Origin of the sequence: Microbacterium sp. LWH7-1.2 (genome assembly GCF_038397755.1) — a bacterium.
In the GTDB taxonomy this organism is placed as follows: Bacteria; Actinomycetota; Actinomycetes; order Actinomycetales; family Microbacteriaceae; genus Microbacterium.
Map to the genome: position 1 here is coordinate 4,061,830 of NZ_CP151637.1, position 14,481 is coordinate 4,076,310.

Here is a 14,481-nt window from a genome sequence, read left to right on the forward strand (position 1 = left end):
GGCCGGTTCGCGGGCCGGGGCTGTCTGCTGTGAGGAGGTTCGGATGTCTGTCGTGCATTCGCCTGGGTCGGTGAAGTCATTGGGTCCACTCGGATTCGGGGCGGCCCAGCTTGGCAATCTGGGGCGGGAGACCACGAATGAGGACGCGCGGGCCGCCGTTGATGCTGCGTGGGACGAGGGCATCCGATATTTCGACACTGCCCCGCACTATGGTCTCGGGCTTTCCGAGTGCCGTCTCGGCGCGGCGCTTGCGGATCGTCCGCGAGACCAATTCGTCCTGTCCACCAAAGTCGGCAGGCTCGTCGTGGACGACCCGGCAGGCGTCGTGCGTCCGGACGATGAAGGGTTTGTCGTGTCCGGCGTGCGAAGGCGTCGCTGGGATCTGAGCCGCGACGGCATCCGCCGCTCGATCGAGGAGAGCCTCACGCGCCTTTCTCTCGACACGGTGGACATCGCATACCTGCATGACCCGGATGCCTTGCGGACGCAGGCCCTCGATGAAGCGCTGCCCGCCCTTATCGAGCTTCGCGAGGAAGGAGTGGTGCGCGCCGTCGGCGCCGGAATGAATCAATCCGCGATGCTCGCCGAATTCGTTCGCGAGCTGCCGATCGACGTGGTGATGCTCGCGGGTCGCTTCACCTTGTTCGAGCAGACTGCGCTCGACGATCTCTTGCCGCTCGCCCTCCAGCGCGGAACAAGTGTCGTCGCGGCCGGCGTTTACAACTCCGGACTGCTCAGCAGAGCGGTCGTTCCCGACGACGCGTCCTACGACTACGGCCCCGCGCCCCGTCTGATCATCGAGCGAGTGCGCGAGATCGCTGCGATTTGTGCACGTTACGGTGCAGACCTGCCGACGGTCGCCGCCCAGTTCCCGCTTCGGCATCCGGCGATCTCCTCCGTCGTGATCGGAATGAGGACGGCATCCCACGTGCGCAGCAATATCCAGCGGCTCCACACTGCGATCGACCCGGAACTCTGGTCGGCGCTCGCCGACGCCGACGTGATCCCGGTCGATCTCGCCACACAGCCCATCGCGCCTTCGACCGAAGAGGCATCGCTATGACGACCATCACCTCCGTGCGCGTCCACGACGTTCGCTTCCCGACGTCCCTCAGCATGGACGGCTCCGACGCGATGAACAAAGACGGCGACTACTCAGCCGCGTACGTCGTCCTGGAGACGGACGAGCCGGGACTGGCCGGCTACGGCTTCACCTTCACGATCGGTCGCGGCAACGACCTCGCGGTGGAGGCCGCGCGCCAGCGTGCCCTCCCTCTCATCGGGCTCGACGTCGACGAAGCGGTCGGCGACCTCGGCGGGGTGTATCGCGGTCTCGCGAGTGACTCGCAGTTGCGCTGGCTGGGTCCGGAGAAGGGCGTGGTGCATCTCGGGATGGCGGCCGCGATGAACGCCATGTGGGATCTCGCTGCTCGTCGAGCCGGCAAGCCTTTGTGGCGCCTCCTCGTCGACATGACTCCCGCGCAGCTGGTCGACGCCGCGGATCTGCGTTATCTCTCCGACGCCCTGACGCGGGACGAGGCCATCGCGATCCTCTCCGAGATGGCCACGACGCGGGCCGAGCGGATCGCCGCGCTTGAGACACGCGGCGGTTATCCGTGCTATACGACGAGCGCTGGCTGGCTGGGCTACAGCGACGACAAGCTCCGCCGCTTGCTGCAGGAAGCGGTCGACGCGGGCTATCGGCACCTCAAGCTCAAGGTGGGCGCCGACCTGCAGGACGACATCCGTCGCCTTCGCATCGCGCGCGAGGTCATCGGGTGGGACACGCACCTGATGATCGATGCGAATCAGGTATGGGATGTGCCGGAGGCGATCGAATGGATCAGCGCTCTGGCGGAGTTCAAGCCGCTATGGATCGAGGAGCCGACGAGCCCCGATGACGTGCTCGGCCACGCTGCAGTCCGTAGGGCGGTGGCGCCGATCGGCGTCGCGACCGGAGAGCACGGCATGAATCGAGTGCTGTTCAAGCAGATGTTCCAGGCGGAGGCCATCGACTTCTGTCAGCTCGACTCCGCCCGCCTGGCAAGCGTAAACGAGATCCTCGCCGTGTATCTCATGGCGAAGAAGTTCGACGTACCGGTGTGCCCGCACGCAGGAGGAGTGGGGCTCTGCGAGCTCGTCCAGCATTTGTCGATCTTCGACTATGTGGCCATCTCCGGCTCGCTGGAGAATCGAGTCACCGAGTTCGTCGATCACCTGCATGAGCACTTCGTCGATCCGTGCATCGTCGAGAACGGGCACTATGTCCTGCCCTCCCGACCCGGATACAGCGCCCAGATGTTCGAGTCATCGGTGGCGGAGTGGGGCTTCCCCTCCGGCGGCTACTGGGCGTCAACGCGTGACGAGGAGTTGTCGGTCGCATGATCGACCGCGAATAGTTCGACTCCGAGGATGTGGGCCGCCATCCTGATGCGGGCGCCGTCGGGACTTCCCGCACGCAACTGATCGACGATGGCACGGTGCTCGGCCTGCGTCGCGGCAATGGAGCCCCCCTCACGCACAGCGCGCCCGATCCGGATGCGCATGGTGCGTCCGACCAGCGAGTCTATGAACGCGGCGAGTGTGGGGTTCTCAGCCGCTTGTGCGATGCGGGCGTGGAATTCCGAGTCGCCGTCAATGAACGCCTCGACGTCCATCGCGTCGAGATCGGCGGCCAATGCGTCCATCCGGTCGAGGATGGCCTCGAGCTCGGACAATCCAGACTCGTCGATGCACGTCGCCGCCAGGGCAGCGCTCTCGACCTCGAGAAATCGGCGCACCTGCAGCAACTGGCCGCTCGTGGAGGGATCTCGCAGGTCGGCCAGGAACGCCAGCGAACTCATGAGCACAGAGGGGTCCAACGAGGTCACGTACGTTCCGTCGCCCTGGCGTGTCTCAAGGACCCCAAGGATCACGAGCGCGCGCACACCTTCACGGAGCGGTCCGCGCGATACGCCGAGCGCTGCGGCGAGTTCCTTCTCGATGGGAAGGCGCGAGCCGGCCGAAAGGCTGCCGTCAACAATCATCGCCTTGATGCCATGGATGACAACGTCTGTCTGCGACCGGATCGGGTCGGGGGTGGTCATTTCCCCAGTGTACGAACGGAGTAGACGGGCACGCCGAGCGATTCGGCGAACACGGGGAGGGGAGAGAGCTTTCCGCGAGTCCCGTATCACCGCCCCGATCATCATCGTCTCGGCAGACGTCAAGGACAGCCAGCGAGGAGACCAGGTGCGCGGTCTCGATCATCTGGGTGCGGCTGGCGTGGATGCGGGATCAGGACCGTGTCTTCGCCGGAAGGGGGTGAGCGTGGAGCGGATCTGCTCGGCTGCACCCCGGTCGTCGTCGAACTGCGCGATGACGGCCAGGTGCTGACGCAGCTGAAGAATCGGCATCCGCTTTCGCCACTGGCCGTCGAGGTGGGTCAGTTCCGCGTAGCGGTCGAAGAAGGCCCGCGCCTCGGGCGGCGGCGCCGTCGTCCACAGATGCGCCAGATCTACCTCGGCCCACGTGTAGGAGACCGCGGGATCGATCAAGGCGGGCTGACCGTCGGCCGTGCTCAGGATGTTCTGCGCCCACAGATCGCCGTGCGTCAGACAGGGCGGCTTGTCGGGAAGTAACTCGGGCAGCCGGCTGCACAGGCGCTCGAGTGCCAGGCGATCTGCGTGGTCCAATGCGGCCAGGACGCGAGGCTCATCGAGCCACCGCAGCAGCCGATGCTCGGCGAAGAATTCGAATCCGTCGTCCTCCCACGTGTTCACCTGCCTGCGGCGACCCAGCCAGTTGTCGCGGTGCCAGCCGAACCGCGGGTGGGCCGTGCCCGTGTGCAATCGGGCGAGGACATGCGCAAGCTGTTCCCAGAATGCCGTGCAGTTCGGACGCGGGCGCATTACCGAGAGGATGAGCACGTCCTCGTCGGCCAGGATCACGTCAGGAGTCGCGACGCCGCCGAGTCTTCGCAGGGCTCCGAGACCCTCCACCTCGGTGACGAAGGCGTCGTCCGAAGGCGGCTCTGCGAATGCCTTGACGAAGATGACCTGACCGTCGCTGAGGTGTGCGAGCCCGGCCGTGGCCGCCAGCCCGCCCGTCACCGGTTCGATCGAGACGAGGTCGGTGACCCCTGCGGAGTGCAGCCGTTCGACGAGCAAGGACCTCGGGTCGAGCATCGCATGGTTCCTCTCAGTAGCCCCGTGCTTGACGCGCTGTAGTTGGCGGAAGAATCGGGGTCTTCTCGTGCTGGCGCTCCTCGGCGCGGCCACCGTTGTGAGCCAGGCGTCGACCGAGTTGCCCGGCCGCGACGCGATCTACGGGATCACCGCCTGGAATCTGCTGCACCTCGAGGCACTGGCATCCAGAGAAGACCCAGTTGTTCTGGCTCTGGAATCGTGACCACGTTTTCCACCATTTGACCCGTCATCAGCGTACCGACGCTCGTCTACCGGCCGTACTGCCTCTTCGATATCGCCAGCCCCTCCGGAGCGTTCCACGACAGCATGCCGCCGAACACGATGGTGCTCGCGTGGCGGCTCCTCATCGCCTGGCCGATGTAGGGAAGCGCCGCCACCGAGATTTCGAGGGTTGCGGCATTCGGTGCCATGATGCCGCACGTCACATTGCCCCCTGGTCGGTTCACGCTATCTATGTGGTGCGTCGACGACCGCTGCCGTGTGAACTTGGGGGATCATTCCGCAGCTTGTTCGCGAAGGTGGGAGACCGGCGTTGGATGGATTTGAGCTTCTCCGGCGGTTCTGCATCGGCGACCCCGCCCTCGCAGATGATTCCGGCGAGCTCTGGTCGCGATGTCTCGATCACCGCACGCGAGACCTCATCCGGATCGGTGCACTGATCGCGATGTCCGCACCGGACGTGTCGTTGCGGACCGCCATCGACGATGCGCTCTCGGCGGGGGTCGCGGCGGAGGAGGTCATCGCCGTGATGGATGGACTGGTGACCGTGGTCGGCCTGCCGAGGGCGGTTGCGGCGGCCCCGCGGATCGCCTCCGCGCTGGGCTACGACGAAGACCTGCAGGACTACCCCTGAGGCCGGCGCTATCGCCTGGGCCGCTATCCGCCGAGGAGGCCGATGGCGACGGCTCGCTCGACCGCGCCCCCTCGAGTCGTCACTGCGAGCTTGCGGTAGATCGAGCTGAGCTGAGAGCTGACGGTGTTGCGCGAGACATACAGACGCTGGCCGATCTCGGCGATCGTCAGGTGCGTCTGCAGATACGGCAACAGGCGCAGTTCGGCAGGCGTCAGCGGGACCGTTCCTTCGGCGTGGGGTTCGACCGCGAGCCCGGCCCGGAATCCCTCGATCTGCGTGGCGATGCCGCCGACATCGGGCCGCTTCTCGAGCAGGCGGTCGCACTCCGCGAGGAGATGGAACGCTGCCGAGCGGTCGCCGAGCATGACGTGCGCCTTGGCGAGCTGCAGGCGCACGCGGAGCGACAGCCAGGGGAGCAGATAAGTGCAGCCGATCCGAGCCCGCATGCCGCGAGCGAGCAGGCGCTCGCCGCGCTCGCGGTCGCCGCCGTGCACGGCGACGCGGGCGGCGACTGCGAGGGCGAGCGCCGTCGTCGGGTAACCCTCCATGTGGCTCGCGTCGATCGCGTCCACACCGCGCTGGGCGTGGACCGCGGCGCCGACCCAGTGGCCGTCGTCGATCGCGATCAGCGCCAGCTCGGGCTCGCTCAGGATGACGGTGTCGGGGTTCTGCATGACTGTCGCCATCTCGACCGCCTGTGCGAAGACGCCGCGCGCGGTGCCGGGATCCCCCGACAACAGGAGCGCTGAGCCCCAGAGGTGAAGGGCCTGATCCCGCCACGGGCTTTCCACGGGCTCATGCTCGAGGGCGTACGCGGCGTCGACGATCACCTGTTCGTACCCGTGGACGCACATCGCGGCGCGCACCATGGCACGTGCGGATTCGAACAGCACGCGGTCCTCGTCGGGGAAGCCGCTCGCGTCGACCTCGTCCAGCAGTCGCGCCCACTTCTCCCCTTCCCGCATCTCGCCGAGCAGGACTGCGGTCCACGTCCTCGATACCACGAGCGCGGGATTGGCGATGAGCACGTGGTCGCCGAGGTCGTCCAGCCACCGCCGTGTCGTCATGACCTGGCCCTGTCCGTACATGGCGAGGCCCAGGTCCGCGACGAGTGCGGCAGCGCGCGCGGACTCCTTCGCCTGGAGGAGGTGCTCGACCGCGAGCGCGGGCGCGCCTCGTTCCTCGTGCCAGGTCGCTGCGCGTCGATGCAGACCGGCTGCAGCCTCGGAGCCTTCGGACCGTTCCAGTTCCGCGAGGAGATACTCGCGGAACAGGGCGTGGAAGCGGAACCAGCTGCGTCTCCTGTCCATCGGGACGAGGAACAGGTTCGCCTCTTCGAGTTCGTAGAGCCGGTTGCGCGCGTCTTCGATCTGCAGCACGGCGTTGCAGGCCTCCGGTGAGACCTGTTCGAGCACGGCGCTGCGGCGCAGGAACCGCTGGGTCGGCTCGGGGAGCCGCGAGATGCACTCGCGGTAGAGGTAGTCGGCGACGTACCGTTCCTCGCCCGTGACGGTCGTGGCGTCGCCGCCTGCACGCGCGACGAGCGCGCACAGGTACAGGCCGGTGGGCCAGCCTTCGCACTTCTCGACGATGCCGGCGAGGTCGCTCGCGGCGACACCGGAGGCTCCGGCCTCGTCGAACAGCGTTCGGGCGTCGTCGACGTCGAGCGACAGATCCTCGGCCGAGATCTCCCAGACGACGCCCTGTGCCCGCAGCCGCGCGAGAAGCAGAGGTGCCTGCCGGCCCGCCAGGACCACCTGGGAACCGGGGGGCACCCGCGCCAGGATCACTTCGAGGGCGTCCTGGCACGCGGTCGAGGCGACCAGGTGCAGATCATCGATGAACAGGACGAAGTCGTCGGGTGCGGAGGCCACCGCTGCGGCGAGCAGCGGAGCGGAACGCCCGAGCGCCGTCGCCCCGATGCCGCGCATCTCGTCGACGACGGCCGCTGCGACCGTCGAGAAGGTCGAGCACGCGGATGCGAGGATCGGCAGCAGGGTCGCGGGGTCGTCGTCGGTGCGCTCGAGCGAGGCCCAGGCTGCCGCGCGAGTCTCGGACGCGGCCCACTCGGCGAGCATCGTGGACTTGCCGTATCCGGCGGGCGCGGCGATCGAGACGACGCGGGCGCTGCTCGCCCGGGCACGATCGATCTGACGACGTCTGCTGACAGCGTTGGTTCGCCAGGGTGGAACCCGGGTCTTGCTCTCGAGCAGCACCGCCTGCAGATCGCGTCCCCCCAGGAGCGAATCTCGGAGCATGTCCGGCACGGTCCGCATCCTATGGGGCCAGGTGAAACCACCACAAACCGGTCGACGACGGACGGTGGGGGGAACGTCAGTCCCGTGGCATGGCGAAGGGCCGCGCGCACGTCGAACGTGCGCGCGGCCCTTCGTTTCGTTGTGGGTCAGCGTCGGTCGTGACGATCGTCACGGCGGTCCTGCCGGCGATCCTGACGCCGGTCCACGCCGTTCGATACGACCTTCGCCGTGCCGACCACTGCCGCTGTGCGCGCGACGGGGGCGCCGATCACTCCGCGCCGTCCCACGCGTCCGATCCCGATGGGCATCGTCACTCTCCTTCACTCGTCAGTGCGGCGATCAGGGCCTGTGTCGGGATGCGTCCCGACGCGATCAGCTGACCGCCGTTGCGCCGGATCGCGGCGGCGAACGGCGCCGCCCACGCGTTCTCCCACACCAGGATCGCGGCGCTGCTGCCCGGCCCCATCGCGGCCGCGACGTCGAGGAGGTCCTGCTCGGCGAGCACCTCCGCAAAGCCGGCGGCCAGAGTGCCGAGGTCGCCCAGGTCGTCGTGATCCTCGATCTCGTCCACCTCGATCGATCCGTCCTCGCCCTTGTGGACGATGACCAGATCGAGGACCCGGATCGTGCCGTCGGCGGCGAGTGCCGCGAGCTCCGCCAGTGCGTCGCCGGTGATCCTGCGCGCGCCGGCCGGGAACTCCACGACGATGTAGTCGATCGGCCCCAGCTCGTCGTCGGCGTCGTACTCCACGCCGGTCGGGGTCGTATCGGTCATTCTTCGCTCTCCTGTCTGTGACGAATGCTCTTCACGGATGCCGCGGCTAGGCCGCGATCGCCTTGGCCTTCAGCGCGTCGAACTCGGCTTGCGAGATGGTGCCTGCGGCGAGAAGCTGCTGCGCCTTCTCGATCTCCGCGGTCGGCGACGCCGCACCGGCGACGTCACGGATGTACGCGGCATCCGCGGCCTGAGCCGCGCGCGTCTGCGCGACGCTGCGCTCGGCCATCCCCCGGCCGCGCGCGATGAGGTAGATGATCGCGGCGAGGAACGGCAGGAAGATCAGGAAGATCACCCAGAGCGCCTTGCCCCACCCGCCCAGCGAGTGGTCGCGGAACAGGTCCACCACGATAGAGATGAAGATCCAGACGCACGCGATCAGGACGTACACCCAGAACAGCCACACGAGAAAATCCCAGAAGGACAATGTCCGCACCTTTCCTTCGGAGGGACATGACGGCCGACACGGCCCCCTCCGTCGCAAGGACGATACGGCGGGCGCCGCCCGCGCCACATCATGCGAATCGCATGACATCTCCCGGCCCGGCCGTGGCGCGCGGACGACCTTCGACGCCGGGGTGCTCGCGATCTGGCGTGACAGCGACCACTGGGCGAAGCTCTGCTTCGAGTACTCGCCGCAGGGCGAGGCGATGGTGGTCAGCGTGGTCACGCGCGGTTCGTCGGATGACGTGAACTCCGCAGTGGTCACGCACCGCGCGGTGTGGCTGCGGATCGCTTTCCTGGGCGGGGACGCCTGGGCGTTCCACGCCTCACACGACGGCGTGCGATGGGATTTCGTGCGGCTGTTCTCGCTCGCCGAGGGCGGCTCGCCCGCCCGCGTGGGCTTCATGGCGCAGGCCCCGCTCGGCCAGGCGTGCACGGCGCGGTTCGACGAGATCGTCTTGCGGGAGGCCCTGGTCTCGAACCTCCGCGACGGATCGTAGACGGATGCTGCGCCTATGAGTGGGCGCGCGAGCCACCGCGTCGCGCGGCCAGGTACTCGGCGGGCATGCCGGGCCCGATCTCGATCGCGACCTCTTCCGCCGGCACCGCGCCGCACACGTCGCACGTCGCGGTGGCGTGGACGGGGTTGTCGCACACCGAGTGGCGGTAGAGGATCGGGGGATCGATCGGTGACGCCCAGTCGTCGCCCCACTCCGTGAGTGCGATCAGCGAAACAGCCAACGCTCGGCCCTTCGGCGTCAGCACGTAGTCGGCCGCGCCGTCCCGCTCCATGATGCCGGCGGCGACGAACGACTCCAGTCGCGAGGCGAGGACGTTCGTCGCGATGCCGAGGTTGTGCTGGAAGTCGCCGAACCGCGTCACCCGAGCGAACAGGGCGTCGCGGACGATGAGCAGGCTCCAGCGCTCCCCGACCATCTCGAGGGAGCGCGCGATCGAGCACACCTGTGTGTCGTACGTCTTGCCGAGCATGCGTCGAATCTATCACTTGCGTGATGCAAGCACCGAGGCTAGGGTCACTTGCATCACGCAAGTCATCGGCCCCCAACGGGTCGCCAACAAAGGAGCTGGATCCATGACCGCGAGCTTCACCACGACGATCACCGTGAACGCCTCGGCGCAGGACGCCTTCGACGCGATCAACGACGTCGCAGGCTGGTGGGGACGGACCACCGGATCGACCACGGAGGTGGGCGGCGAGTTCGTCTACGTCGTTCCGGGCCTGCACTACAGCGGATTCCGGGTCACGGAGCTGGAGCCCGGCCGCCGGGTGACGTGGCTGGTCACCGGCAGCCATCTCGACTTCGTCGCCGACAAGCAGGAGTGGAACGGCACGACCGTCCGGTTCGACATCCTCGAGGAGGACGACGGCACGCGCGTCGTCTTCACGCACGACGGGCTCACGACCGACGATGACTGCTACGACATCTGCACCAACGCGTGGGGCATGTTCGTCAACGGCAGCCTCAAGACGCGCATCGAGACCGGCGAGGGCGCGCCGTACGTGTTCCGCGGCGACGAGGAGCTGACCGCCGCGGACCACGATGAGCTCCACGACCAGGTAGCCGCTGCAGCCGAGGCGCGCGATCGCCGTTAGCCGTGGCGGGCCGTGTCGGGGGTGCGGTTTAGAGTGCGCCCATGCCGGAGCGGGTGGAACTGTGGTGGGCGAGGCGCCAGTTCTCGAAAGGCGTCGATGTGCCATATCCGGTGGGCACCTACCGGGAGCAGTGGGCGGCGTATCCCGCGCTCATCAGGCAGTACCACCCGGATCGGAACGCCGGCATCACCCTCACTCAGGTGCCTCCGGCCGCCGATGTTCTGCTGCTGTGGCAGTGCGAGGCAGGGCACACGTTCGCCGCCACTCCGTCGGAGCAGCGCGAGCGCCCCGGTGGCAAGCGGCGCCGGTCGGCCTGGTGTCCGGAGTGCGCGGCGCTGGCGAACCCACCCCGCATCGCGACGCGGCCGTCCGGCGCCGAGCGCATGCCGCGCCGCAAACCGACGCGCACGCTGTGCGCCAAGACCCCGGAACTGCCGGTGGGGGAGCCGTTCGTGAGCGTGTGCGCGCCGAAGCCGGCGTCGGCGGTCGAGGCGCGGATGCGCGCAGACGTGTTCGCGACCCTGGCGGTCACACCGGGCTTCACGGCGATCCGCACCTCGCGGCCGTTCTTCGACCACCTCGAGGTGTGGCCCGACATTCTCCTGCCGGAGCTCCGGATCGCGCTCGAGTACGACACCGTCGGCAAACACGGGCTGGAGCATGTCGGCAAGCGCGAGGAGGCGGATCGCCGCAAAGACCGCGTCATCCGCGCAGCCGGATGGGAGGTGGTCCGCGTGCGGACGGGGAGACTCGAGCCGATCGGTCCGCACGACATCGTGATGTCGTCCTGGACCACGCGCAGCAGTGGACTCGTCGTCGAGGCACTGCGCGGCATCCGTGGCGCGCTCTTCGTCGATGCGTACCTGAGGTGACTCCGCGCGTGCAGCGCGCGCGTGTCCGAGGTCGTCGTTACGGTGGTGGGTGGAGGGGACATGAAGACGAAGAGACTCGCCCGCACCGCGTCGCGCCTGCCACGCCGGGGCCATGTTCTGGTGACCGTGTCGGTTGTCGACGAGAACGGGTTCACGTCCCAGTACGAGACCGTCGAGGTGCCGGTCGGGGCCCTGCGCGACGGTGTCGCCGCGATCCATCTCGCGGCGGTGGATGCCGCGGCCGACGCAGACAGCCGAACCGCCTAGTCCGCCGCACTCGCTGTTGCGCGGGGGACTGTCGCGTCCTACTATCGAACATAGATTCGATGGAGGGGGCATCATGCGAATGGTTGCACGTGAGGATGTTCAGGTCTGGTGCGAGCAGGGGCGGCCGGTACGCCTCGTCGTCGACCATGAGCGGTGGCGCATCATCGACACGCCGACTCGAAGCGACGGCGGCCGGTTGTTCCAGAACTGGCGGTTCACCGCACGCAGCGACATCGACCACCGCACGCGCGTGATGGACGTCGAAGAGGTCGACGGTCACTGGATGCTCGTGGCCGCGTGGGACTGACAAGGGCCGCCGGTCAGGCGGCCCTCTGCCGAAACCGAGAAGATCTGCCGAATTTCACCTGCCTCGACCGCGTCAACCCCTTGAAACCTGAATCGTGCGTCAGGTAACGTCCCGCAGGGCGGTTCTCCCCGAGCCGCCACCGCGCTCTACAAGGAGGTACCAGCGCATGGCATCACCCCAGACACCCCCGGTCTCGATGAAGCAGTCGAGCCTGCGGCGGGTCGTCACGGCCTCGATGGCGGGCACCGTCGTCGAGTGGTATGAGTTCTTCCTCTACGCCACGGCCGCGACGCTCGTCTTCAACAAGATCATGTTCCCGCCGTCGGACGACCCGTACGCCCCCATCATCGCGGCGTTCGTCACTTACGCGGTCGGCTTCATCGCCCGGCCGCTCGGCGGTATCGTCTTCGGACATTTCGGCGACAAGTACGGGCGCAAGAAGCTGCTGCAGTTCGCGATCATCCTGGTGGGCGTGGCGACCTTCCTGATGGGATGCCTCCCCACGTTCGACATGATCGGCTACTGGGCTCCTGCCCTTCTGGTGGCACTGCGCTTCGCGCAGGGGTTCGCCGTCGGCGGTGAGTGGGGCGGCGCGGTCCTGCTCGTCGCGGAGCACTCGCCGAACAAGACGCGCGGCTTCTGGGCATCGTGGCCGCAAGCCGCCGTGCCCATCGGCAACCTGGTGGCGACGGTCGTCCTGCTCGTGCTCAGCCGCACGCTCACCGAGGAGCAGTTCCTCTCGTGGGGCTGGCGGATCGGCTTCTGGCTGTCGGTCGTCATCGTCGCGATCGGCTACTACGTCCGCACGCGCGTCACCGACGCACCGATCTTCCTCGAGGTGCAGAAGGAGGTCGAGCAGTCGAAGGCGCTGCGTTTCGGTGTGCTCGAGGTGCTCAAGCGCTACCCGCGCGGCGTGCTCACGGCGATGGGCCTCCGGTTCGCGGAGAACATCATGTACTACCTCGTCGTGACGTTCTCGATCACCTACCTGGCGGTCGCGCTCGAGGTCGACACCGCCGAGATCCTGGGTCTCCTCGTCATCGCGCACATCGTCCACATGATCGTCATCCCGCTCATCGGCGGCCTGACCGACAAGATCGGCCGCAAGCCCGTGTACCTGATCGGCACGCTCGGGGCGGCCGCCTGGGGCTTCATCGCCTTCCCGATGTTCGACACGCGCAACCCGGCGATCATCGTGGCCGCGATCAGCCTGGGTCTGTTCATCCACGCCTTCATGTACGCGCCGCAGCCGGCGATCATGTCCGAGATGTTCCCGACGCGCATGCGCTATTCGGGCGTCTCTCTCGGCTACCAGGTGACGTCGATCGTCGCGGGCTCGCTCGCGCCGATCATCGCGACGGCGCTCCTGGCCAGCACCGGCTCGTATATCCCGGTCGCCGTCTACCTCGCGATCGCCGCGGCGATCACGCTCATCGCGGTCATCTCCATGCGCGAGACGAAGGGGTCGTCGCTGCACGAGCTCGACCGTCTCGACGAGGAGAAGCTCGCGGCTGAGGAGGTGCCTGCCGGCGCCTGAGCCGCACCGGACCGCCCCGCCACCCGGTGGCGGGGCGGTCCGCGGTCGCGCGACCCGGCCGGTCGTCCGCTAAACGCCCGTGGCGTGCCGGTGTATGCCCGGCACCGGCTGCGGACGCAGCACCATGGCCGTCGTGATCCCGAGGACCACGATGCCGATCGACTCGACGATCACGGTCTGGGGTACGAGCGTGAAGTTCCACGTCTGGTGGATGCCGAACAGCCCCACGGTGAGTGCCAGGACGAGCGCACCGAGCGTCGCGATGAGGAACAGAAGGCTCAGCACCGTCACGAGCTGCAGGAGGCGACCGCGCAGGAGCAGCATCCCCGCCGCCAGGACGAGCCCCGCCACGCCGTTGAGGATGAACATCACCCCCAGGAAGCCGCCGACGCCGTTCAGCGCCAGATAGAAGTGGATGCCGCCTGCGGCGAGGAGGGCGATCGCGCTGAGGATGCGCATGGTCCAGAGCGCCCGCCCACTGGATTCGGTCATGGTCTACCTGCTCTCTTCCGGAGGTGAGGTGGTTGACGCCTTCTGGAGGGAAACGAGCCGGGCGCCCGCGAGGTTCACACGGATGAGCCACAGGACGTCGCGTCCGAAGGACTCGAGCACCAGCAGGAGCGCCGCCACAGCGACGAGAGCATTCACCGCGGCGGGCAGCAACTGGGACGCGACGATGGCCAGGGCGACGCCGCAGGCGGCCGTGACGACCTTGCGCCAATAGCGCGGCGGCAGCGTCCGCCTCATCCACGGCAGCCCCAGGCCCGCGATGACGAACGCGTACCTCAGGAGTCCGATCGTGAGCACCCACCAACCGACGTACCGTGCGTCATGCACGCACAGCACGAGCAGCAGGAAGGCGTCGACCTCCATGTCGAAACGCCCGCCCAGCTCGCTCTCGCTGCCGGTCCGGCGGGCGACGTACCCGTCGACGCCGTCCAGCGCGAGCGCCACGGCGACGAGCGTGACCAGCAGCGTCGTCGACACCGGGTCCGCGAAGGACGCCACGACCAGAGCTGTCACGAGCCCCACGAGCATCGATCGCGTCGCGGTGACCGCGTTCGCGGGTCCGAAGCGTTCGACCCGCCCGCGGCGGATCCCCCGGCTCAGCAGTGCCGTCGACACCACGAGGTACCCGATGCCCGCCGTCCACGCCGCCGCCGTCAGTGGCGTCACCATGGCGATCGCGACCATCCCGGCAGATCCGGCCGCGACCCACCACCAGGGCACCCACTGAACTTTTCCCATGCGCGCTCCGTGTACTCCTCATGGCGGTCACGGGGAACACGACGCAGGGACCCGCTGAGGTTCACCACGAGATTCCGGATGCCGCGACCGCTTGGTGGTCGATCGCCCCGGGGCGGGG

Annotated in this window: 20 protein-coding genes; 10 read left to right on the top strand and 10 right to left on the bottom strand. The window is 67.9% G+C overall.

The genetic code is table 11. The features are described 5' to 3' along the window. Window positions 1-43: 43 nt before the first annotated feature. Window positions 44-1,063, top strand: coding sequence for an aldo/keto reductase (locus tag MRBLWH7_RS18795; RefSeq protein WP_341997271.1), 1,020 nt, complete (start codon window positions 44-46; stop codon window positions 1,061-1,063). Further along, the gene (locus MRBLWH7_RS18800; RefSeq protein ID WP_341997273.1) at window positions 1,060-2,385 is read left to right on the top strand and encodes an L-fuconate dehydratase; all 1,326 of its coding nucleotides are present in this window, start codon (window positions 1,060-1,062) and stop codon (window positions 2,383-2,385) included. The genes MRBLWH7_RS18795 and MRBLWH7_RS18800 overlap by 4 nt, the downstream gene beginning before the upstream one ends. Here MRBLWH7_RS18800 and MRBLWH7_RS18805 read toward each other — a convergent pair. Further along, window positions 2,343-3,086, bottom strand: a complete 744-nt coding sequence (locus MRBLWH7_RS18805; protein ID WP_341997275.1) for a FadR/GntR family transcriptional regulator — start codon at window positions 3,084-3,086, stop codon at window positions 2,343-2,345. The two genes, MRBLWH7_RS18800 and MRBLWH7_RS18805, sit on opposite strands and share 43 nt — an antisense overlap. A 159-nt stretch (window positions 3,087-3,245) precedes the next feature. Further along, window positions 3,246-4,166: a fructosamine kinase family protein gene (locus MRBLWH7_RS18810; RefSeq protein WP_341997277.1), complete on the bottom strand. Its 921-nt coding sequence runs from the start codon at window positions 4,164-4,166 to the stop codon at window positions 3,246-3,248. Between the two features lie 67 nt (window positions 4,167-4,233). On the opposite strand from MRBLWH7_RS18810, the gene MRBLWH7_RS18815 reads away from it, so the two are divergent. Further along, on the top strand, window positions 4,234-4,389 hold the full coding sequence (locus MRBLWH7_RS18815; RefSeq protein WP_341997279.1) for a hypothetical protein: 156 nt from the start codon (window positions 4,234-4,236) through the stop codon (window positions 4,387-4,389). Window positions 4,390-4,435: 46 nt separating this feature from the next. On the opposite strand, the gene MRBLWH7_RS18820 is transcribed toward MRBLWH7_RS18815, so the two are convergent. After that, entirely contained in the window at window positions 4,436-4,597 is a 162-nt protein-coding gene (locus MRBLWH7_RS18820; RefSeq protein ID WP_341997281.1) for a hypothetical protein, read from the bottom strand. A 122-nt stretch (window positions 4,598-4,719) separates the two neighbouring features. Between MRBLWH7_RS18820 and MRBLWH7_RS18825 the strand changes: the two genes are divergently transcribed. Then, window positions 4,720-5,040 (top strand): carboxymuconolactone decarboxylase family protein, encoded by a 321-nt coding sequence (locus tag MRBLWH7_RS18825; RefSeq protein ID WP_341997283.1) that lies wholly within the window; start codon window positions 4,720-4,722, stop codon window positions 5,038-5,040. A 23-nt stretch (window positions 5,041-5,063) separates the two neighbouring features. On the opposite strand, the gene MRBLWH7_RS18830 is transcribed toward MRBLWH7_RS18825, so the two are convergent. From MRBLWH7_RS18830 to MRBLWH7_RS18845, 4 genes are all read right to left on the bottom strand, one after another. Further along, entirely contained in the window at window positions 5,064-7,298 is a 2,235-nt protein-coding gene (locus tag MRBLWH7_RS18830) for a LuxR C-terminal-related transcriptional regulator (RefSeq protein ID WP_342002131.1), read from the bottom strand. 146 nt (window positions 7,299-7,444) lie between these two features. After that, a complete protein-coding gene (locus MRBLWH7_RS18835; protein ID WP_159842293.1) occupies window positions 7,445-7,606 on the bottom strand; it encodes a hypothetical protein in 162 nt (53 codons plus the stop codon). 2 nt (window positions 7,607-7,608) lie between these two features. Further along, a complete protein-coding gene (locus MRBLWH7_RS18840; RefSeq protein ID WP_341997286.1) occupies window positions 7,609-8,073 on the bottom strand; it encodes a DUF6325 family protein in 465 nt (154 codons plus the stop codon). 46 nt (window positions 8,074-8,119) lie between these two features. Beyond that, window positions 8,120-8,422 (bottom strand): SHOCT domain-containing protein, encoded by a 303-nt coding sequence (locus tag MRBLWH7_RS18845; protein WP_341997288.1) that lies wholly within the window; start codon window positions 8,420-8,422, stop codon window positions 8,120-8,122. Between the two features lie 7 nt (window positions 8,423-8,429). Here MRBLWH7_RS18845 and MRBLWH7_RS18850 point away from each other — a divergent pair, with 7 nt between their 5' ends. After that, window positions 8,430-9,017 carry a DUF1349 domain-containing protein gene (locus tag MRBLWH7_RS18850; RefSeq protein WP_341997290.1) on the top strand — a complete coding sequence of 196 codons (588 nt, stop codon included), beginning with the start codon at window positions 8,430-8,432 and terminating at the stop codon, window positions 9,015-9,017. Between the two features lie 13 nt (window positions 9,018-9,030). Here the strand turns inward: MRBLWH7_RS18850 and MRBLWH7_RS18855 are convergent, their stop codons facing one another. After that, entirely contained in the window at window positions 9,031-9,507 is a 477-nt protein-coding gene (locus tag MRBLWH7_RS18855) for a helix-turn-helix domain-containing protein (RefSeq protein WP_341997293.1), read from the bottom strand. Window positions 9,508-9,610: 103 nt separating this feature from the next. Between MRBLWH7_RS18855 and MRBLWH7_RS18860 the strand changes: the two genes are divergently transcribed. From MRBLWH7_RS18860 to MRBLWH7_RS18880, 5 genes are all read left to right on the top strand, one after another. Then, the gene (locus MRBLWH7_RS18860) at window positions 9,611-10,132 is read left to right on the top strand and encodes an SRPBCC domain-containing protein (RefSeq protein WP_341997294.1); all 522 of its coding nucleotides are present in this window, start codon (window positions 9,611-9,613) and stop codon (window positions 10,130-10,132) included. A gap of 41 nt (window positions 10,133-10,173) precedes the next feature. Next, window positions 10,174-11,004 (top strand): zinc-ribbon domain-containing protein, encoded by an 831-nt coding sequence (locus MRBLWH7_RS18865; RefSeq protein WP_341997296.1) that lies wholly within the window; start codon window positions 10,174-10,176, stop codon window positions 11,002-11,004. A gap of 60 nt (window positions 11,005-11,064) precedes the next feature. Then, window positions 11,065-11,271 (top strand): hypothetical protein, encoded by a 207-nt coding sequence (locus MRBLWH7_RS18870; RefSeq protein WP_341997298.1) that lies wholly within the window; start codon window positions 11,065-11,067, stop codon window positions 11,269-11,271. Window positions 11,272-11,344: 73 nt separating this feature from the next. After that, on the top strand, window positions 11,345-11,578 hold the full coding sequence (locus MRBLWH7_RS18875) for a hypothetical protein (protein ID WP_341997300.1): 234 nt from the start codon (window positions 11,345-11,347) through the stop codon (window positions 11,576-11,578). Window positions 11,579-11,744: 166 nt separating this feature from the next. Further along, window positions 11,745-13,115 (top strand): MFS transporter, encoded by a 1,371-nt coding sequence (locus MRBLWH7_RS18880; RefSeq protein WP_341997302.1) that lies wholly within the window; start codon window positions 11,745-11,747, stop codon window positions 13,113-13,115. Between the two features lie 69 nt (window positions 13,116-13,184). Here the strand turns inward: MRBLWH7_RS18880 and MRBLWH7_RS18885 are convergent, their stop codons facing one another. Both MRBLWH7_RS18885 and MRBLWH7_RS18890 read right to left on the bottom strand, forming a co-directional pair. Continuing rightward, window positions 13,185-13,607, bottom strand: coding sequence for a hypothetical protein (locus MRBLWH7_RS18885; protein ID WP_341997304.1), 423 nt, complete (start codon window positions 13,605-13,607; stop codon window positions 13,185-13,187). Window positions 13,608-13,610: 3 nt separating this feature from the next. Beyond that, the gene (locus MRBLWH7_RS18890; protein WP_341997306.1) at window positions 13,611-14,363 is read right to left on the bottom strand and encodes a CDP-alcohol phosphatidyltransferase family protein; all 753 of its coding nucleotides are present in this window, start codon (window positions 14,361-14,363) and stop codon (window positions 13,611-13,613) included. Window positions 14,364-14,481 lie beyond the last annotated feature (118 nt).